The sequence below is a fragment of the Xanthobacter sp. YC-JY1 genome (assembly GCF_021730305.1).
GTDB classification, from domain to species: Bacteria; Pseudomonadota; Alphaproteobacteria; order Rhizobiales; family Xanthobacteraceae; genus Xanthobacter; species Xanthobacter flavus.
On sequence record NZ_CP032674.1, the window covers coordinates 1,078,809 to 1,098,060 of the forward strand.

At 69.2% G+C, this 19,252-nt stretch carries 16 protein-coding genes; 5 read left to right on the forward strand and 11 right to left on the reverse strand.

Annotated features, from left to right (window positions below; translation table 11 throughout):
• Nucleotides 1-515: 515 nt before the first annotated feature.
• The 11 genes from cydB to D7006_RS05040 all read right to left on the reverse strand — a co-directional run bounded on the left by cydB (nt 516) and on the right by D7006_RS05040 (nt 14,879).
• Entirely contained in the window at nt 516-1,544 is a 1,029-nt protein-coding gene (gene cydB / locus D7006_RS04990) for a cytochrome d ubiquinol oxidase subunit II (RefSeq protein ID WP_237355775.1), read from the reverse strand.
• Nucleotides 1,545-1,546: 2 nt separating this feature from the next.
• Nucleotides 1,547-2,965, reverse strand: coding sequence for a cytochrome ubiquinol oxidase subunit I (locus D7006_RS04995; RefSeq protein WP_371745103.1), 1,419 nt, complete (start codon nt 2,963-2,965; stop codon nt 1,547-1,549).
• A 2-nt stretch (nt 2,966-2,967) separates the two neighbouring features.
• Nucleotides 2,968-5,265 (reverse strand): FdhF/YdeP family oxidoreductase, encoded by a 2,298-nt coding sequence (locus D7006_RS05000; protein WP_237355777.1) that lies wholly within the window; start codon nt 5,263-5,265, stop codon nt 2,968-2,970.
• A gap of 274 nt (nt 5,266-5,539) precedes the next feature.
• Nucleotides 5,540-6,439: an HlyD family secretion protein gene (locus D7006_RS05005; protein WP_237355778.1), complete on the reverse strand. Its 900-nt coding sequence runs from the start codon at nt 6,437-6,439 to the stop codon at nt 5,540-5,542.
• Entirely contained in the window at nt 6,436-6,642 is a 207-nt protein-coding gene (locus D7006_RS05010; RefSeq protein WP_237355779.1) for a DUF1656 domain-containing protein, read from the reverse strand. The genes D7006_RS05005 and D7006_RS05010 overlap by 4 nt, the downstream gene beginning before the upstream one ends.
• Before the next feature lie 23 nt (nt 6,643-6,665).
• Complete coding sequence (locus tag D7006_RS05015) at nt 6,666-8,768, reverse strand: FUSC family protein (RefSeq protein ID WP_237355780.1); 2,103 nt, start codon at nt 8,766-8,768, stop codon at nt 6,666-6,668.
• A gap of 49 nt (nt 8,769-8,817) precedes the next feature.
• Entirely contained in the window at nt 8,818-9,933 is a 1,116-nt protein-coding gene (locus D7006_RS05020) for an FAD binding domain-containing protein (RefSeq protein ID WP_237355781.1), read from the reverse strand.
• 22 nt (nt 9,934-9,955) lie between these two features.
• The gene (locus D7006_RS05025; RefSeq protein ID WP_237355782.1) at nt 9,956-10,732 is read right to left on the reverse strand and encodes an SDR family NAD(P)-dependent oxidoreductase; all 777 of its coding nucleotides are present in this window, start codon (nt 10,730-10,732) and stop codon (nt 9,956-9,958) included.
• Nucleotides 10,733-10,786: 54 nt separating this feature from the next.
• Complete coding sequence (locus tag D7006_RS05030; protein ID WP_237355783.1) at nt 10,787-13,042, reverse strand: molybdopterin cofactor-binding domain-containing protein; 2,256 nt, start codon at nt 13,040-13,042, stop codon at nt 10,787-10,789.
• Nucleotides 13,039-13,533 carry a (2Fe-2S)-binding protein gene (locus D7006_RS05035; RefSeq protein ID WP_237355784.1) on the reverse strand — a complete coding sequence of 165 codons (495 nt, stop codon included), beginning with the start codon at nt 13,531-13,533 and terminating at the stop codon, nt 13,039-13,041. Before D7006_RS05035 ends, D7006_RS05030 begins: the two co-directional genes overlap by 4 nt.
• Complete coding sequence (locus tag D7006_RS05040; RefSeq protein WP_237355785.1) at nt 13,530-14,879, reverse strand: cytochrome c; 1,350 nt, start codon at nt 14,877-14,879, stop codon at nt 13,530-13,532. The genes D7006_RS05035 and D7006_RS05040 overlap by 4 nt, the downstream gene beginning before the upstream one ends.
• A 191-nt stretch (nt 14,880-15,070) precedes the next feature.
• Between D7006_RS05040 and D7006_RS05045 the strand changes: the two genes are divergently transcribed.
• From D7006_RS05045 to D7006_RS05065, 5 genes are all read left to right on the forward strand, one after another.
• The gene (locus D7006_RS05045; RefSeq protein WP_237355786.1) at nt 15,071-15,619 is read left to right on the forward strand and encodes a peroxiredoxin; all 549 of its coding nucleotides are present in this window, start codon (nt 15,071-15,073) and stop codon (nt 15,617-15,619) included.
• Entirely contained in the window at nt 15,616-16,161 is a 546-nt protein-coding gene (locus tag D7006_RS05050) for a DsbA family protein (RefSeq protein ID WP_169124549.1), read from the forward strand. The genes D7006_RS05045 and D7006_RS05050 overlap by 4 nt, the downstream gene beginning before the upstream one ends.
• A gap of 30 nt (nt 16,162-16,191) precedes the next feature.
• Entirely contained in the window at nt 16,192-17,427 is a 1,236-nt protein-coding gene (locus D7006_RS05055) for an MFS transporter (protein WP_371745040.1), read from the forward strand.
• A gap of 82 nt (nt 17,428-17,509) precedes the next feature.
• The gene (locus D7006_RS05060; protein ID WP_237355787.1) at nt 17,510-18,163 is read left to right on the forward strand and encodes a lipase family protein; all 654 of its coding nucleotides are present in this window, start codon (nt 17,510-17,512) and stop codon (nt 18,161-18,163) included.
• A gap of 189 nt (nt 18,164-18,352) precedes the next feature.
• Nucleotides 18,353-19,189, forward strand: a complete 837-nt coding sequence (locus tag D7006_RS05065; RefSeq protein ID WP_237355788.1) for an alpha/beta fold hydrolase — start codon at nt 18,353-18,355, stop codon at nt 19,187-19,189.
• Nucleotides 19,190-19,252: the final 63 nt, after the last annotated feature.

Here is a 19,252-nt window from a genome sequence, read left to right on the forward strand (position 1 = left end):
GCGCGCCGTTGGCGCTCGCGGCTGGCGGTCGACGCGCCGGAGAGGACGCGAAAAACCGGCTATTTATCGTTCGATCAAATATTCCGGGATAGTCGCCCGCGTCAAGGTGTCTACCGTCGGCATCGGCGTGGCGGCGAGGGGCGCGGCGATCACATGTCGGGCATCGCCCGCGCGCCCCGCGCCTGCGGGCTAGTCGAAAGCGAGCGGGCACGCTGCCGCGACGCCAGTCTCACATTGCCGCCGCGGCGACGAGCAGGCGCCTGGCTCATGGTCATCGATCCTCGCATCCGATGCGTCCCGGAAAATCGTTGCCATTTTGCCGGTGTTCGGGAGCGGTCTCTTGTCGAATATGCCGGTCGCTTTGTACGATTTTGGGAAGACGATGACGGCGGCGGTGCTTCTGCCTCGCGTCCTCGGGGCAAGAGATCACGGGCGTCGCCCGGAACAAAAACGGCAATCGCTCGCCCCGTGCCATGTGGCTTCGGGACGAGCGATCGCGAACCGGGCGGGGGTCGTCAGCCGTAGCCGCCGTGCCCCGCTTCGTGCTGCACCTTCCCCCGGAAGATCCAGTAGGCGTGGGCCTGATAGGCCAGCACCACCGGGATGATGACCACGACGCCCACCCCGAGGAAGGCGAGGGATCGGGGATCCGACAGCCCGTCCCACACCGTGACCTGGCGCGGCACCACATAGGGCCACATGCTCACCACGAGGCCGAACAGACCGAGGGCGAACAGCACGAGGGACAGGACGAACGTCTGCGCCTCCCGGCCATTCCAGATGGCCCACCAGATCCCCACGATCACCGCCAGGGTGAGGAGGGGGACGGGCACGAGCCACAGCAGGTTGGGAAGGGCGAACCAGCGGGCCGCGACCTCGGGCACGCTCCAGGCGCTCCACAGGCTCACCAGCAGCATCATCGCGCTGGTCAGGATCAGCGCCGCGCGGGCGATCTCCCGGCCGAACACCTGGGTCGGTCCCTGCGCCTTCCAGATCAGCCAGCCGGCGCCGATGAGCGCGTATCCGCCCACGAGGCCGATGCCGCACATGACGCCGAGCACGCTGAGGAAGCTGAAGGCGCCGCCGGCGAACATGCCGTTCTCCACCGGCACGCCGTCGATCAGCCCGCCGAGGATGAGGCCCTGGCAAAAGGTGGCGAGGAGGGAGCCGGCGAAGAAGGCGGCATCCCACACCGGCCGGAACCGCGTCGCCTGCAGGCGGAAGCCGAAGGCGACGCCCCGGAAGATGAGGGCGAACAGCATGAACATGATGGGCAGATAGAAGGCCGGCAGGAGGATGTAGTAGCCAGCGGGGAAGGCGGCGAACAGCAGCGTGCCGCCCATCACCAGCCACGTCTCGTTGCCGTCCCAGACGGGTTCGATGGAGGCCATCATCACATCGCGGTCTACGTCGCGCGGGGCGGCGAGGAAGAGGATACCGACGCCGAGGTCCAGCCCGTCGGCGAGCACGTAGACCGTGACGCAAAAGAGGGCGGCGGCGGCGAAGAGGAGCGGCACATGGTCCGCCTGCATCAGCTCGGTCATGGTCAGGCCTTCGCTTGTCCGGCGCCGTAGGCGGGCGACGGGGAGGTGGGGGAGCCGGTGAAGAGGCCGACGCTGGCGCGCTCCATGCCCGGACGCTCGGCGACCTGGGGCGTGGTGTCGGTCGGGCCTTTGAACGCCACCCGTCCGGCGAACCAGAGGAAGGCGAGCAGCAGCAGATTGTAGACGGCGAAGAAGATGATGAGGCTGGTGGTTACCGCGCCGGCGGTCACCGGGGCGACGGCATCGGCGGTGCGCAGCACGCCGTAGATGATCCAGGGCTGCCGGCCAGCCTCCGTCACCGTCCATCCGGCGAGCACCGCGACGAGACCGAGGGGCGTGGTCGCCATGGCCAGGTACTGGAACCAGCGCGCGTCATAGAGCCGGCCGCGCAGCCGCAGCACCAGTCCGGTCACCGCCGTCGCCAGCAGCACCATGCCGATGCCGGCCATGATGCGGAAGGCGAAGAACACGATGGGCACGTTGGGCTGGTCGGCGGGCGGCACCGCCTTCAGGCCCTCGACCTTGCCGTTCCAGCTGTGGGTGAGGTAGAGGCTGGCGAGGTGGGGGATTTCCACCGCATAGAGGTTCTTCTGCGCCGCCATGTCCGGCCAGGCGATGACCGTCATGGCCGGGCCGCGCGTGGTGTCCCACAGGCCTTCCATGGCGGCGAGCTTGGTCGGCTGGTGCACGAGCGTATTGCGGCCGTGCAGGTCGCCGATGAAGATCTGGAGCGGGGCGAGCACCAGCGCCAGCCACAGCGCCATGGAGAAGGCAGTGCACGAGGCAGCGACATGCTGGCCGCGCCACATGTGGAAGGCGGAGACGCCGGCGATCACGAAGGCGCAGGTGAGGAAGCTCGCGCACACCATGTGGGCGAGGCGATAGGGGAAGGAGGCGGTGAAGATCACCTGCCACCAGTCGACCACGTGATAGATGCCGCTGGCATCCGCGACGGCCCCCGCCGGGGTCTGCATCCAGCTGTTGGAAGCGATGATCCAGGTGGTGCTGATGAGCGCGCCGCCGGCCACCATGAGGCAGGCGAAGAAATGCGTCGCCTTCGATACGCGGGACTCGCCGAACAGCATGATCCCGATGAAGCCGGCCTCCAGGAAGAAGGCGGTCATGGTCTCGTAGGCGAGAAGCGGGCCGAGCACGTTGGCGACGGAGCGCGAGAAGCCGGCCCAGTTGGTGCCGATCTCGTAGCTCAGCACGATGCCGCTCACCACCCCCATGCCGAAGACCAGCGCGAACAGGCGCATCCAGAAGCGCATGAGGTCGCGATAGACCGTCTTGCCCGTCCGCCACCACAGGAAGCTGAGCAGGGTGACGAACCAGGCGGTGCCGATGGTGAGTGTCGGCCACAGGATGTGGAAGCCAACGGTGAAGGCGAATTGCAGGCGCGACAGCGCGAGGGCGTCCATGGTCATTTCGCTCCGGTGGCGGGGGCGGATTTCACGAGGCGTACGGGCACGCCCTTCGAAGCCGGGGTGAAGCTCTGCGGGTCGTGCGCGTAGAGCGGCACGAGGGGGTTGGTCTCCGGGTAGTAGGCCGCGCAGCTCGCCTCCGGGAACGGATGGAGCACCACGCGGAAGCCGCGGACCGCGCGCTCGATCCCATCGGTGGAGAGGGTCACAATGTCGACGCGGTCGTCCGGCTTCAGCCCGCGCTTTTCCATCTCCTTCTCGCCGAGGAAGATCACGTCGCGCGCGCCATGGACGCCGCGATAGCGGTCGGAGAGCGAATAGAGCGTGGTGTTGTACTGGTCGTGGCTGCGCACGGTGGTGAGCCAGAGCGGATGGCCGCTGACGCCGGGGTCCTCGCACAGCCCCTCGCAGACGATGAAGTTCGCCTTGCCCGAGGGGGTGGCCCAGATGCGCTCGCGGGCGGTGGAGGTGAGGTGGAAGCCGCCCGGCGCCTTGATGCGTTCGTTGTAGCCCTGGAAGATCGGGAACACCGCCTCGATGTCCTCGCGGATCAGCGCATAGTCCGCAGTCAACGCTTCCCAGTTCACCTTCGAGCGGCTGCCGAGCGTCGCCCGCGCCATGCCGGCGATAATCGCCGGCTCGCTCTTCAGATGCGCGGAGGCCGGCGGATTGTGGCCGGTGGAGGCGTGCACCATGGACATGGAATCCTCCACCGTGACCGATTGCGGCCCGCTCGCCTGCATGTCGATCTCCGTCCGGCCGAGACAGGGCAGGATCAGCGCGTCCCGTCCGTGGACCAGGTGGCTGCGGTTGAGCTTGGTGGCGATGTGGACGGTGAGGTCCAGCCGGCGCATGGCGTCCTGGGTCTGCTGCCAGTCCGGGATGGCGGCGGCAAAATTGCCGCCGAGGCCGATGAACACCTTCGTCTCGCCGCGCAGCATGGCCTCCAGCGCGGTGACCACGTTGTGGCCGAACGCGCGCGGCGGGGTGAAGCCGAAGCGCGCCTCGATGGCATCGAGCAGCGCATCGGACGGCACCTCGGTGATGCCCACCGTGCGGTCGCCCTGCACGTTGGAATGGCCGCGCACCGGGCAGATGCCGGCGCCCTCGCGCCCCACATTGCCGCGCAGCAGCGCGAGATTGGCGATCTGCTGCACGTTCTTCGTGCCGTGGCGGTGCTGGGTGATGCCCATGCCGTAGACGAGGATGGCCCGCTCCGCCTGCATGTAGGCCTCGGCGGCCGTCTCGATGTCGGCCCGGGCGATGCCGCTCTTGCGCTCGATGTCCTCCCAGGAGGTCGCGGCGAGGTCGGCGATGAGCGCGTCGATGCCGGCGGTGTGGCCGCGGATGAAGTCCCAGTCGAGCACCGCGGCAGCCTTGCGCACGCGGGCCGCCTCGTCCGCCGCGACGAGATGCTTCATCATACCCTTGATGAGGGCCACGTCGCCGCCGACCCGCACCTGGAAGATGCGCGAGGATATGGGCGTGGAGGTCAGCGTCGCCATTTCCACCGGGTTCTGCGGCGCCTGGAAGCGCTCCAGCGCTCGCTCGCGGAACGGGTTGAACGACATGATGGTGGCGCCCCGGCGCGATGCGTTGCGCAGGTCGCTCATCATGCGCGGCGAGTTGGTGCCCGGGTTCTGGCCGAAGATGAAGATGCAGTCGGCGCGCGCGAAATCCTCCAGCAGCACGGTGCCCTTGCCGACGCCGATGGACTGGGGAAGCCCGACGCTGGTGGCCTCGTGGCACATGTTGGAGCAGTCGGGAAAGTTGTTCGTGCTGTATTCGCGGGCGAAGAGCTGGTAGAGGAAGGCTGCTTCATTGGAGGCGCGGCCCGAGGTGTAGAAATCCGCCATGTTCGGATCGGGCAGGGCATTGAGATGCCGGCCCACCAGCGCGAAGGCCTCCTCCCAGGTCACCGGCAGGTAGCGGTCGCTTGCCGCGTCGTAGCGCATGGGGTGGGTGAGGCGGCCTTCCATCTCCAGTTCGTAATCGCCGAGGGCACTGAGCGCGGTGACGGTGTGGGCGGCGAAGAATTCGGGCGTGCAGCGCTTCGTGGTCGCCTCCCAGGCCACCGCCTTGCCGCCGTTCTCGCAATATTCGAAGGGCGAGGTGTGCTTGGGGTCGCCCCACCCGCAGCCGGGACAATCGAAGCCGCCCGGCTGGTTCATGCGGGCGAGGGTGGCCATGCCGGACACGGCGACGTGCTGCTCCACCAGCGCGCTGCCCATGGCCTTCAGGGCCCCCCAGCCGCCGGCGGGCTCGTGATAGGGAAGGATGGTTTTCGCGATGCCCATGGGCGGCTCCCGCAGCAATGAGGGGGTGAGGCCGTCAAGCGAGGGGGCTCGTCTCGACTGCACAGGTCGCCGGACGTGAAAGTAACCGGAAGACGAGGGTATGATTGCCGCAGGAACAGCCCGAATAAATGGGCTTCACATATGTCCGGCGCATACCTTGGTATGGCGCGGGACAGTCTTTGCGCAGGATGAAGGCGGGGCAGGGCGCTGAGGGGCGCGAACGCATACGGCCCGCCCGTTTCGGGGCGGGCCGTCGGTCGGCTCGGGTCGGTCGTTACTTTCCGGAGATCGACACCGTCGCGGTGAGGCCGGCGGACAGGGTGACCGAGGGCGGCACGGGATCCAGCGCGATGCGTACCGGCACGCGCTGGGCGAGGCGGACCCAGGTGAAGACGGGGTTGACCGAGGCGAGGCCGGAGACATCCGGCGCCACATTGGGGATGGCGATCCCCCGGCCGATGCCGGTGACGTGTCCGGTGAGCGGCATGGGATAGGCCATCAGCGCGACCTTCGCCCTGTCGCCAACGTGGATGCCGGCAAGGACGGTTTCCTCGAAATAGCCGTCCACCCAGAAACTGTCGCTGTCCACCACGGAGAGCGCGCGCTGGCCGCTGGTGCCGTAGTCGCCCACTTGGGTGAGGAGGTTCGTGACATAGCCGTTCACCGGGGAGACAATGCGCGTGCGGCTGAGGTTGAGCTTCGCCTGGTCGCGATCGGCGAGGGCCTGCTGATAGGCCGCCACCGCCATGTCCGCCGAGGCCGCGAAGCTCTGCTTTTCCTCGTCCGACGCGGCGATGGCACTCAGCTTCGTCCGCCGTTCCGCCTCTGCCCTCTTGTTCTCGAGGTCGGCCTTGGCGCGGGCCACGGCGGCCTCGGCGTTGGCGAGCGCGATCCGATAGTCGGACGGCTCGATCACCATCAGGAGGTCGCCCTTGTGGACGAACTGATCGGCCTTCACGGGAAGCTCGACGATGCGCCCGGAGATCTGCGGCGCGACGGTGACCACATAGGCCCGCACGGTGCCGTCGCGGGTCCAGGGCGTGGTCATGTAGGTCTCCCACATCCGCCATCCGAGGACGCCGGCAACGCCGACGACGGCGAGGGTTAGGAGCACGCCCATCACGCGACGCGAAACGGAGGTCCCCTTTTTGGCAGGGATGTCGATGGCGGTCATGAACCTGCTCCTATGATCAGGACGGTGAGGGACAGCACGATCACGTAGATCGCGAGGTTGAACAGGGCCGGGTGCCACACCACGCGCGACAGGCCGGTGCGGTTGCCGAGCATGATGAGCGGGATGGTCATGATCCACGCCGCCAGCATCATGGCTGCAAAGGGCGAGAACAGAACGCCAAGGAGATTGAGTTCCGAGAACATGGGTGGATCTCGTCTTTCCTGATCTAGCCGATGTGTGCGCGCTGACCGTCCGTCGCCTTCAGGAGATCTGAACAGGCATCGAGTGCGTCCGTGATGATCTTGATCTGCACGAACGACGGCAGGCCCGCCAGCGTCTCGGAGGGCTGGGCGGCCGGCCGCTCCGAGAGCACGCGCTCCATGTCGCCGAAGGCGATGCGCGCGAGCGTGACCCGTCCCTCCGCAAGCGCGGCACTGGCGTCCGAAATCCGCCGGCGCTCCACCTCGTTCGCCGATGCTTCGCGCAGGAGGATCAGGGCGCGGCCGAGGATGAAGAGCGTCATGAGGGAACTCGCCTGCGCGTCCGTCGCCTGGGGCGGCAGATCCTCGACACGGCGTGTCATCACCGCCGTCCAGCGCGCCGCGTCCCGGGCCTGTGACCGCGCCGCGAGCCGTCGCAGGTCGCGAACCGAGAGGGCGAGAAGACGCCGCGTCCGCACCTCGGGCGACAGTCCCGGGATGATGATGAAGAACAGCGTTCCGATGATGTTGCCCACGATGATCGTCAGCGCGATGTTGAAGAAAGTGGACGCGTCATAGGAAATCGGGTTTCCGACCCCGAGCAGAGGCAGGAGATTGATGGACATCGCCAGGAACAGCGGCGTGTGCCAGCTTCCCGCCTGCATCAGGCCGATCGGCACCAGGACGAGCGCGAGCACCACAGCGAGCTGCGGGAAGGTGGAGATGGACGGCATGACGCCGAAATAGAGCCCGCAGCCGATCACCGTCACGAGGATGGAGCCGATGGTGAAGTCGGTGACGAGCATGCGGGCTTGATCGCCCGCCGGAGCGAAGATCAGGGCGGCGATGGCAACGAAGGCAATGGCGAGGGGGCCGTTCGGCCATTCGGTGGCGATGGTGAAGGCTGCCGCCGCGGCGACTGCAGAGAAGACACGGAAGCCGCTCAGCAGGGGCAGAAGCGGATCGCCGACGACGATGGTCCACGGTGCGGCCCGACGTTCAGCTCTCGCACCCATGAGCAAGGCGATACTTCCGGCTGTTTCGCGCAGGCAAAGGAGGAGGTCGCGGGTCGCGTCGGCTAGAATTGAGGCGCGGGCGTCATCGCGCGGAAGCGCCTCAAGGGTCTGCAAAGCTCGCGCGCAGGCGCTGCGGAGCCGCTCCGGGTCTCGGCCCAGATCGGCCGGGTCGAGGCGGGAGAGCAGGGTGTCCAGACATTTGCGAACGTCCTCACCCGGTTGGCCGGAAGCCTCCTGCTCCAGGGTAATCTTCTGCCAGCCGAGCACCGCGTCCATGAGGCGTGCCCCGGCATCGCGCAGATGACCGCTGCGTGAGCGCAGATACGGGGAATCCGCCATGGCCGCATCGGCTGCGGCCTGAAACAGGCTCAGCTTCCGCAGGACGTCCCTGGGGCTGAAGCGTTCCTCGCGCGCGCCTTTTGGCGCGGCGAGGGTCGAGCGGAAGCCGCGGACCAACTGACGGGCCAGATCTTCCAGAAGGCTGGCGAAGGTCCTGCGCGCGGCGCCGAAATCGGTGAGGAGGATGACGAAGAGGGTCGATCCGATGCCGATGCAGATTTCGCTGACACGGACTATGGAGAAAAAGAAGGCCGACGTCGGATCGGCGATGGTGTCGGCGAAGATTACGGCTGCGGTAAAGCCGGCCAGGGCCGCGGCGTAGGATGCGAAGTTCCGGAGTACCACGACGGCAAGGCCGCACAGGCCGCACCACGCGGCGAGGCAGAAGGCGAGGGTGTATCGGCTCTGGGCGAAGAGCCCGAGCACCGTCACCATGGCCAGCGCGCCCGCCACCGTTCCGATGATCCGCCAGCGCCCCTTCTGCAGGGACGTGCCGAGGTTCGGCTGGCACACGATGGCCGCCGTCGTCGCCGCCCAGAAGGAATTCTGGAGCTCAAGCGCATAGGTGATGTAGAGCGCCAGACAAACCGACGCCGCAAGGCGCACACCGAACAAGGCGCGAGGACCCCAGGAGCGAAGACGCGCGCGCAGGGCCCCGGAATTTGTCTCCGGGCGACTGTCGAGAGTGCCTTGTGCAGTGGAACTCATGGATACCGTGCCTTGCTGAACCCATCGTGGCTCTGGTGAGCATAGGTCCTGCGGGGCAACGGCCAATTATACACTAGGTAGTGAGGCCCTACCTTGGTTTAACTATAGTGCCGGGCTAGCCGAGCGAACCGCCGAGGCGCTGGCCGTAGGCGACGATCGCCGCCCCCACCGGCGCGCGTTCGGCGGCATAGGCGGCGAGGGCGGCGTCCATGTCCGGGGTGTGGGTGAGCGCATCGCGGAGCGCGAAGGCATCGCCCGCCGCCTTCGCCACGCCCATGGCGGTGTGCGGCCGGGCGATGAACGCTGCATCGCCCATGAGCGCGACGCGGGCGGAAACCATCTGCGGCGGCGCGTAGTCGAAGATGGCATGCAGGAAGGGGCGCGGCTCCGCCGCCACCACGGCGGCGAAGGCCGGGGGCAGCAGCCGCGCGGCATTGGATTTCATCGCGGCCGCCACGTCCGGGCGCACGCGGCCGGGCGCGAGGGAGAAGGGGCGCCGCACGCCGTCCACATCGGTGAGGACGCCATCGAGTTCATCCGGCGTGTAGCGCCGGTACCAGACCCAGTTGTAACGGCGTCGGCCGGCGGTGGTGGAGCCGTCCGGGCCGGGCACGAGATAGCCGAGAATGTGCGAGCCCGGCATTTCGTAGAAGGCGAAGCGGTCGAAGAGCTGTCCCGCGGCCACCGCCGGTACCTCGGCCTCGGGGACGAGGCCGCGCCAGGTGGCGTAGCCCACATAAGTTGGCCGGGACTTTGGGCCCGCAACCGCGCTGCGCAGCGTCGAGCCCACGCCGTCTGCGCCGATGACGAGATCCGCACGCTCCTCGGTGCCGTCGGAATAGGTCACGCGGGCGCCGCCCGGTTCCTGAGCCACGGAAACAGCCTGCTGGTCGATGTGGTAGCGATCATCCGGCAGCAGATGGCGGAAGGTGCGGAACAGCACGTCCCAGGAAAGCTGGGTCTGGGGGGTGCGCTGGCGATGGATGATGGCCCCGGCCTGATCGAGATAGATGCGCTCGTGGGCCGTCACCCCCACATGCGCGACGTGCTCCACGCCGACTTCCCGCAGGATTTCGAACACCTCGCGCTGGGCGACGAGGCCGGCGCCCCGCCCCTCCAGCCCATGCACCGAGCGTTCCGTCACGCGCACGTCGAAGCCGGCACGGTGCAGCAGCACGGCGGCGAACAGGCCGCCGATAGATCCGCCGACGATGAGGATGCGAGGGGGCATGGCCTGTCTCTCCGGGTGAAAGCTAGACGATGAAATCGATGACGCCGCCATCGACCCGCAGGGCGGCGCCGGTGGTGGCCGAGGCGAGCGGCGAGGCGATGTAGACCGCCATGTTGGCGACCTCCTCCACGCTCGCCGGCCGCTGGATGATGGAGGTCGGTCGGTGGGCCTTCACGAAGTCGGCGCCGGCCTCCTCCAGCGTCTTCCCGGTCGCCACCGCGTCCTTCAGCATGGCCGCGACGCCCTCCGAAAGGGTGGGGCCGGGGAGAATGGAATTCACGGTCACGCCCGTGCCCGCCATGCGCTTGGCGAGGCCGCGCGCGAGGGAGACGTCGGCCGTCTTGCTGACGCCGTAGTGGATCATGTCCGCCGGGATGTTGAAGGCGGATTCCGAGCCGAGGAACAGCATGCGCCCCCAGCCGCGCTCCGCCATGCCCGGCAGGTAGGCGCGGGCCAGGCGCACGCCGGACATGACGTTGATCGCCCAATGCCGGTCCCACACCGCGTCGTCGGTTTCGAAGAAGTCGGACGGCTGGAAGATGCCGAGATTGTTCACGACGATATCGAACGCCGGCTCGGCCGCCACCAGCGCGGCGGCGCCGTCCGCCGTGCCGAGGTCGATGGCCTGCCCCCGCGTCGTGCCGCCGATGCGCGCCACGGCCTCGGCCACCTTCGCCTCCGAGCGTCCGTTGACGACGACGCTCGCGCCGGCCTGCGAAAGCCCCTTGGCGATGGCGAAGCCGATGCCTTCGCTCGACCCGGTGACGAGGGCGGTCTTGCCCGACAGATTGATCTTCATGGCTGTCTCCTGTGGGTGTGCCGATGCCGCGCCCGGCGCGGGATCGGGCTCCGGTCAGCGGAGCGGCGGTGGATCCATCATGGCATGGCGGATGCGGCTTGCATCGAGGGGCAGGGTGGCGAGGCGCTGGCCGCTGGCGTCGCGGATGGCATTGCCCAGCGCCGCCCCCATGGGCCCTTGCGCCGCCTCCCCCGCGCCGAGGAAGGGCAGGCCCGGCCGCGGGATGATGTGGACCTCCACGGCGCGGGGCACGCGGGAGAAGCGCAGGATGGGATAGGCCGCCCAATCCACCGAGGTGATGCGTCGGCGGTCGAAGCGCACGCCCTCGAACAGCGTCCAGCTCGTCGCCTGCACGATGCCGCCCTCGATCTGGTTGCGCACCCCGTCCGGATTCACCACCTGCCCGGTGTCCACCGCCGCCGCCACGCGCGTGACGAGGAGGCGGCCGGTGTCCGCATCGATGGCGACCTCCAGCGCGATGGCGCAATAGGCCTCGAGGTTCTTGTAGCGCGCGAAGGCGAAGCCGTAGCCGCCTCCGGCGGGAGGCTTCGGCCGGTCCTTCCAGTCGAAGCGCTCGGCGGCGGTGGTGATGACCGCCTTCGCCCGCTCGTCCTGAAGATGGCGCATGCGGAAAGCCACCGGGTCCTGCCCCGCCCGGCGGGCGAGTTCGTCCATGGTGCTCTCGATGGCGAAGACGTTGAGATAGCCGCCCAGCGAGCGCATGGAGGAGCCGCGCAGCGGCATCTCCGGCAGGAAGTGGTTCACCGCCCGCGCATTGGGTAGCACATAGAGCGGCACGGCGTTGCGGTCGCCGCCGCCTTCAGGCATGGGCAGGTCCACCGGCGGCGCCGGGGGGAACGGCTCGGCCTTGTCGCGGGCGGCGAGGAGAGTGCCGGGCGGGCCGGGGCGCATCATGTGCGACTGGCTCCACACATCGTGCTGCCAGGCGGAGATCGCGCCGTCCGGCCCCAGCGCCGCGCGCACGCGGGCCACCATGCCCGGCCCGAACGGCTCCCAGGCATGCTCCTGCTCGCGCATCCACTGCACGCGCACCGGACGGCCGGGGAGGGCGCGGGCGAGCATCGCCGCGTCGGCGCCGGCATCGTCCGCCCCGTTCTGGCCATAGCAGCCGGCCCCCTCCGCATGGATGCAGCGCACCTTCTCCGGGGGCATGGCGAGGAGACCGGCCAGGGCATCGCGCAGGGGATAGACGCCCTGGGTGTGGGTCCACACCGTCATGGCGTCGCCCTCCAGATACGCGATGGCGCAGGAGGGGCCGATGGAGCCATGGGCGAGATAGGGGCGGCTGAACAGGGTATCGAGGGTGAAGGCCGGCGCATCCGGCTGCCCCACGTCGAGGATGGTGGTGTCCCGCGTGGGCAGGGCCATCAGCGCCTCGGGCAGGCGGGCCTCGTCGGGAAGCTGCGCGGTCTCCTCCCAGCGGGCGAGGGTGGCGAGCCAGCGCATGGCCTTGATCGCCGTCCATTCCTGCTCGGCGATCACCCCCAGGAAGGCGCCGTCGCGCACCACCTTGAGCACGCCGGGCATGGCCTCCACCGGCCCCGCGTCGAGCGCGACCAGCCGGGCGCCGTAGCTCGGCGGGCGCACGATACGGCCGTGGACCATGCCGGGCAGGCGCATGTCCTGCACATAGGCCGCCCCGCCCGTGACCTTCGCCGGAATGTCGACGCGCGGCACGGGGCGATCCATCACCGTGAAATCGCGCGGATCGGTGAGGGTCGAGGTAGGCGCGGCATCCACGTGCAGCAAGGTGTCGGAGACCAGCTCGCCATAGCCGAGGCTGAGGCCGGCGGGGCCGGTGACGACGCCGTCGCGGGCGGTCAGATCCGCGCGGGAGACGCCTGACCGGCGCGCGGCCTCGCCGATGAGGATTTCGCGCACCTGCGCCGCCGCATTGCGGATGGCGGTGCCGGAATCCTGCACCGAGTGGCTGGCGGCGGTGTAGCCCTCGTTGGGGGTGCGGCCTGTGTCGGCGGTGATGAGGTCGAGCCGTGAGAGGGGCAGCTTCAGCTCTTCCGCCGCCACCTGAAGCAGAGCGGTACGGATGCCCTGTCCCAGCTCCGCCTTGCCGGTGAAGATGGTGGCGTTGCCGTCCGGCGCGATGCGGATCCAGGCGTCGAGCCGGGGCGTGGCATCGAGGCTGCCGGGCAGGCCCCGCAGGGGTGTCGCGCTCGCCCCGGTTTCGGTCTGGGCGAAGGCCCGGCCAGACAGGCTGAAGGCGAGGATGAGGGCGCCGGTGCCGCGCAGCACCGCGCGGCGGGAGAGGGCGTGTATCGTCGGCTTTGTCATCGCACGGCCTCCACCTTGCCAGCCATCGGTTTGCCGGCCATGGTGCGGGCGGCGCGCTTCACGGCGCGGACGATGCGCACATGGGTGCCGCACCGGCATAGGCTGGGTTCCAGAGCGGCGAGAATGGCGTCGTCGTCCGGGTCGCCATCGCGCTCCAGCAGCGCCTGCGCGCGCATGACCATGCCGGCGATGCAATAGCCGCACTGCGCCGCCTGCTCGGCGATGAAGGCGGCCTGCACCGGCCCCGGCGCATCGGCGCTGCCGAGCCCCTCGATGGTGCGCACTGTCCGCTCGTCCAGCAGCATCACCGGCGTGATGCAGGAGAAGACGGGCTCCCCGTCCACCAGCACCGTGCAGGCGCCGCACTGGCCGAGGCCGCAGCCGAATTTCGCGCCGTTCAATTCGAGTTCGCCGCGCAGCACATAGAGCAGGGGCGTGTCCGGCGCGGCGGCGATGGTGCGGCGCGTGCCGTTGACGGTGAACGTGATCATGGGGCGCCTTTCGCGGGGTTCGCGGTGGTCTGGGGAGCGGCGGCGCGGCGGGCCGCTGTGATGGCGGCGGCGAGGTCCAGCCAGGCCGGCCGGGCGGCGATATCGCGGCGCAGGTAATCGAGAAGCGCGGTCAGCGCGGTGTCGTCCATGGCGGCGAAGGGCGGCATGATGGGCGCCGCCACGCCGTCCGCGGCCGGAACGCCGCGCAGGATGAGGTTGAGCAGGTTTCGCGGCGTCTCGGCCGCAACGGCCGTGGAGAGGGCGAGGTCCACGCCTCCGAGCGGCAGTGGCCGGCCCGCCTGGTGGCAGGCGGCACAGGCGGCGGCGAAGACCCGACGGCCCGCGCTCGCATCCGTGGGCAGGGCCATGGCGGCCGCCTGCCAGCCCGCCGATTGCGGACGCTGGCCGGAGGCGTCGGGCGCGGGCGCCTTCGGCGTCGCAGTCTCGCTTGCGGGCGCGCCGAGCGAGGCGAGATAGTCCGCCATCGCCTCGATATCCTGCGCGGGCGCCTCGGCGAGGTTCTCCGTCACGGGCCCCATGGGGCCGAGCGCGACGCCATGGTCCGTCTGCCAGCCCTCGCGCAGATACTGGGCGAGGGCAGCCTTCGTCCACGGCACGCGGGCGGGCGACTGCGCGTCCAGGGGGTAGGCGGTCCAGCCCTCGGCCTCGCCGCCGGCGAAGGCGCGGGAGCGGATTTCCGCTCCCATCAGGTTGCGCGGCGTGTGGCAGGCGCCGCAATGGGCGAGGCCTTCCACCAGATAGCGGCCTCGGTTCCACGCGGCATCGCGCGAGGGGTCATCTTTGAAAGGCTCGGGATGGAAGAACAGGAGCTTCCAGCCGGCGAGCACGAGGCGGATGTTGATGGGGAAGGGCAGCTGGTTCGCCGGCGCCGTGGCGACCACCGGCGTGCGGGTCATCAGGAAAGCGTAAAGCGCCGCGAGATCCGCGTCGGTGGTCAGGCTGAAATGGTCGTAGGGAAAGGCCGGGTAGAGGTGCCGGCCTTCGCGGTCCACGCCCTCGCGCATGGCCCGCACAAAGGCTGCAAGCGGCCAGCGCCCGATGCCGGTTTCCGGATCGGGGGTGATGTTGGTGGAATAGATCGTGCCGAAGGGTGTCGGCATGGCGAGCCCGCCGGCGAAGGTCGTCCCGCCCGGCGCGGTGTGGCAGGTGCGGCAATCCCCGATCAGGGCGAGCGCCGCGCCCCGCTCGATCTGCGCGCGGTCGAACGTGGCGGCGGGCGGGGGCGAGATGGGCGCTATCTCCCCATGCCAGGCATAGGCCAGCGCGGCGAGCGCGCCGCAGCCGGCGGCAACGAGGGTTAGCAGCAACACGCGCTTCATCATCATCCGCACCCTTTCTGGGGGTGCACCATGCGGCTGCCCGGCGCTCTCATCTTTCCGAAACGCACTAAAGGGGCACCCGCCAAACCCAAGTATGAGCAGGCCACGCCAATGGCCGATTTCCCCCGGCCCGTCCCCCCGACACTCTCGCAGCCGACATTGGACACCTGCGACGCAGAGAGGGATGAGGCATGCACATGGCCGATCCGCACGACGCTTCCACACATGCCTTGCTGCAGCCGGGCCAGGCCGCGCCCGACTTCACCCTGCCGGCGACGCCCGACCAGAAGCTGTCCCTCTCCGACCTGAGGGGCGCGCCCGTCATCCTCGCCTTCTATCCGGCCGATTGGAGCCCGGTGTGCGGCGACCAGATGGGCCTCTACAACGAGATGCTGCCGGAGTTTCACCGCTCGGGTGCCCAGCTCGTGGGGATCTCCACGGACGGCGTGTGGTGCCACGCGGCCTTCGCGGAGACGCGCAAGCTGCATTTCCCGCTGCTCGCCGATTTCGAGCCCAAGGGCGAGGTCGCCCGGCGCTATGACGCCTACCGCGCGCAGGATGGCGTCGCCGAGCGGGCGCTGTTCGTGATCGATGCCGAGGGCGTTATCCGCTGGAGCTACCTTTCGCCTCTCGGCCTGAACCCCGGCGCGGACGGCATTCTCGATGCGCTCGACGCGCTCGTTCCCACCCCAAAGACCCCCACCTCGAATACCCCCACTTCGAACACTTATGGAGCGCAGGCATGACGCGCCGTCTTCCTCCCGTGAGCGCCACCGACAAGGTGGCCGGGCCGGCCGATGCGCCGGTGACCCTGATCGAGTACGGCGATTACGAATGCCCCTATTGCGGCGAGGCCTATCCGGTGCTCAAGGCCGTGCAGGAGGCGATGGGCGCGCGGCTGCGCTTCGTGTTCCGCAATTTCCCGCTGACCGAGATGCACGCCCATGCCCTGCGCGCCGCGCAGTTCGCCGAGGCGGCCGCCGCGTCCGGGGTGTTCTGGGCCGCCCATGACATGCTCTACGAGCACCAGGACGCGCTCGATGTGGCGAGCCTCACGTCCTATGGCGCGCAGCTCGGCATTGAACGCCGCGTACTGCAGGCGGCCTTCCAGGGCCAATACGACGCCATCATCCAGCAGGACTTCGTGGGCGGTGCGCGCGCCGGCGTGAACGGCACGCCCTGCCTCTTCATCAACGGTGTCCGCTACGACGGGCCGAGGGACAGGCAGAGCCTGATCGAGGTGCTCGATCGCGCCGCTGCCGCCGCCGCGATCGACGTCCCGGCCTGAGCCAGCATGCACCCGCCCGAGGAGGCAACCATGATCTTCAAGCAGACTTCAACCCTGCGTCCCGGTGCGCCCGCACTCGCCGACACCGCGCCCGAGCCCCGCGCGCTGGGGTTCGGCGCCACGCTCGCCATGGCCACTGCGGCCGGCCTCGCGGTGGCGAACATCTATTACAACCAGCCCATGCTCGCGCTGATCGAGCAGGATCTGCCGGGCGCCCTCACGGGGGCCATTCCCACCGCCACTCAACTCGGCTACGCCACCGGCCTCGTGCTGCTCGTTCCGCTGGGCGACCTCGTGGAACGCCGGCGCCTGATCGTGGTGCAGTTCGTGCTGCTTGCGGCGGCGCTGCTGCTGGCCGCGGTGGCGCCCACGGCGCTGCTGCTCGTGGCGGCCTCGCTGGCGGTGGGGCTCGCCTCCACGGTGGCCCAGCAGATCGTGCCCCTCGCGGCCCATTTCGCGGCGCCCGAGAAGCGAGGCGCGACGGTGGGAACGGTGATGGCCGGGCTGTTGACGGGCATCCTCCTCAGCCGCACCGTCGCCGGTTTCGTCGCCTCGCACGGCGGCTGGCGCGAGATGCTGTGGCTCGCGGCGCCCATGGCGCTCGCCGGTGCGGTGCTGATGGCGGTGACGCTCCCCAGCAGCAAGCCGGACTCGCGCCTGAGCTATCACCGGCTGCTCCATTCCGTGTGGCAGCAGTGGCTGGATTTTCCCGCACTGCGGCTCGCGGCCATCACGCAGGCTGCGCTGTTTGCGGCCTTCACCGTGTTCTGGACCATCCTCGCCTTCCGGCTCGCCGAGCCGCGCTTCGGCCTCGGTGCCGAGGTGGCGGGATTGTTCGGCCTGGTGGGCGCCGTCGGCATCCTCGCCGCGCCGCTGGCCGGCCGGTTCGCGGACAAGCGCGGCCCGAAGCTGGCGGTGATGGTGGGCTCCATCGTCACGCTCGCCGCATGGGTCGTGATCGGCGCGTGGGGCTCGCTCGTCGGGCTGATCGTCGGCGTGATGTTGCTGGATTTCGGCATGCAGAGCGCCCTCGTCTCCAACCAGCACATCGTCTTTGCTCTGCGGCCGGAGGCGCGGGCGCGGATCAACACGGTGCTCATGAGCGCCATGTTCCTCGGCGGCTCCATCGGCTCGGCCACGGCGACGCTCGCCTGGGGGGCCGGCGGCTGGTTCCTCGTCACGCTGCTGGGGACGGCGTTCGCCGCCTTCGCGGTCGGCCTCCAGCTGCTGGCGGCCCGCAGTCGCCGGGCCGATCCGGCGCACTGAACGGCACCGGCCGGAAGAAGGGTCAAGGAGGCTCCGCCATGCGCACGGGACGCTGTTTTGCCCTTCTTCTGGCCGTCGCCCTGTGGCCGTCGCGCGCCCTCTGCGCCGACAGGGCGGCCACGCCGCGCTGTTCACCGCCGCCACCGCCCGGGCCTACGCGCCGGAGCTGCACCTCGCCGGCGTCGCCGCGGCGGCCGCGCCGACGGAACTGCGGCGCCTGCTGCGCGACGATATCGGCACGCTGCCGGGGCAGGTCGTGGCCTCCTTCGCCGCATGGTCCTGGGGCCAGGCCTATGGATTGCCGCTCGACGGCATCGTCCGCCCGCAGGCGATCGGGACGGTGGACGGGATCGCCGCCGATTGCAGCCTCGATCCGGCGGGCGATGTGGCGCTCGGCCTCTCCGCGCTGGGCTATGCCCAGACGGGCTTCCTGCGCAGCGCCGCCGACCGGCGGCCCGGCTGGGATCAGCTGATCGCGCGCAATTCCAATCCGGATCCTAGGGGCGTGCCCGTCTTCTTCGCGCAGGGGAGCCTTGATGCCCTCGTGGAGCCGGCCACCACGCGGGACTATGTGGGGCGCCTCTGCCGGGCGGGGACGTCCGTCACCTATGTGGAAGTGCCATGGGCGTCCCATGGAGGGGTGGTCAAGGCCGTGGCGCCCATGGCCGTGTCCTGGCTTCTCGCGCGGCTTTCGGGCGCCCCCGTGCCGAACGGCTGCTTGCGGGCCGGCCGCTGAGGCGGCCGGGGTGGGATGCTGAAAAAGTCCACCCCCCTATATTGATGTGCGATCCAATATACCCGCGTATAAGCTCATTTCCCCTCTCCCTATTCTAGAGTGATCTTGTGTCGGTGCTGGATCTCAGGCTGTGCCCCGCCTGCCGTCACGGACAGTTTCATCCTGGAACACAGCGAGAGGAACAGGATCATGGCTTACGTCACCACCAAAGACGGCGTCGACATCTTCTACAAGGATTGGGGTCCGAAGGACGCCCAGCCCATCGTCTTCCATCACGGCTGGCCTCTCTCCTCCGATGACTGGGATGCGCAGATCCTGTTCTTCCTGCAGCACGGCTTCCGGGTGGTCGCGCACGACCGCCGCGGGCATGGCCGCTCGGCGCAGGTGAGCGAGGGCCATGACATGGACCATTATGCCGCTGACGCCGCCGCTGTGATGGAGCATCTCGACCTGCGCAACGCCGTGCATATCGGCCATTCCACCGGCGGCGGCGAGGTGGCCCGCTATGTGGCGCGGCACGGCCAGCCGCAGGGGCGCGTGGCGAAGGCGGTGCTGGTCAGCGCCGTGCCGCCGCTGATGGTGAAGACCGCGGCCAATCCCGGCGGAACGCCCCTCGAGGTGTTCGACGGCTTCCGCTCGGCGCTCGCGGCCAATCGCTCCCAGTTCTTCATGGATGTGGCGTCCGGCCCCTTCTACGGCTTCAACCTGCCCGGCGCGACGCCGGTGCCGGGTGTGATCCAGAATTGGTGGCGCCAGGGCATGACCGGCGGCGCGAAGGCGCACTATGACGGCATCAAGGCCTTCTCCGAGACCGACCAAACCGAGGATCTCAAGCTCATCACCGTGCCGACCCTCGTCATGCACGGTGATGCCGACCAGGTGGTGCCCATCGATGATGCCGCCCGGCTGAGCGTGAAGCTGCTGAAGAACGGCACGCTGAAGGTCTATGCCGGCTATCCCCACGGCATGCTGACCGTCCACGCCGACGTCATCAATCCCGATCTGCTCGCCTTTGTGAAGGCCTGACGGGCTGACGCGCACAGCGCCGGTTGCGGCCGTCCCGCACCGGCGCTGCCGTCCGCTCCCGCG

Coding starts and splice junctions, on each gene's coding strand:
- D7006_RS05050 (WP_169124549.1), top strand. CDS start 15,616: ATGACGCGCCGTCTTCCTCCCGTGAGCGCCACCGACAAGGTGGCCGGG.
- D7006_RS05000 (WP_237355777.1), bottom strand. CDS start 5,265: ATGGGCATCGCGAAAACCATCCTTCCCTATCACGAGCCCGCCGGCGGC.
- D7006_RS05045 (WP_237355786.1), top strand. CDS start 15,071: ATGGCCGATCCGCACGACGCTTCCACACATGCCTTGCTGCAGCCGGGC.
- D7006_RS05025 (WP_237355782.1), bottom strand. CDS start 10,732: ATGAAGATCAATCTGTCGGGCAAGACCGCCCTCGTCACCGGGTCGAGC.
- D7006_RS05030 (WP_237355783.1), bottom strand. CDS start 13,042: ATGACAAAGCCGACGATACACGCCCTCTCCCGCCGCGCGGTGCTGCGC.
- D7006_RS05035 (WP_237355784.1), bottom strand. CDS start 13,533: ATGATCACGTTCACCGTCAACGGCACGCGCCGCACCATCGCCGCCGCG.
- D7006_RS05010 (WP_237355779.1), bottom strand. CDS start 6,642: ATGTTCTCGGAACTCAATCTCCTTGGCGTTCTGTTCTCGCCCTTTGCA.
- D7006_RS05065 (WP_237355788.1), top strand. CDS start 18,353: ATGGCTTACGTCACCACCAAAGACGGCGTCGACATCTTCTACAAGGAT.
- D7006_RS05020 (WP_237355781.1), bottom strand. CDS start 9,933: ATGCCCCCTCGCATCCTCATCGTCGGCGGATCTATCGGCGGCCTGTTC.
- D7006_RS05040 (WP_237355785.1), bottom strand. CDS start 14,879: ATGATGATGAAGCGCGTGTTGCTGCTAACCCTCGTTGCCGCCGGCTGC.
- D7006_RS04995 (WP_371745103.1), bottom strand. CDS start 2,965: ATGGACGCCCTCGCGCTGTCGCGCCTGCAATTCGCCTTCACCGTTGGC.
- D7006_RS05005 (WP_237355778.1), bottom strand. CDS start 6,439: ATGACCGCCATCGACATCCCTGCCAAAAAGGGGACCTCCGTTTCGCGT.
- D7006_RS05055 (WP_371745040.1), top strand. CDS start 16,192: ATGATCTTCAAGCAGACTTCAACCCTGCGTCCCGGTGCGCCCGCACTC.
- cydB (WP_237355775.1), bottom strand. CDS start 1,544: ATGACCGAGCTGATGCAGGCGGACCATGTGCCGCTCCTCTTCGCCGCC.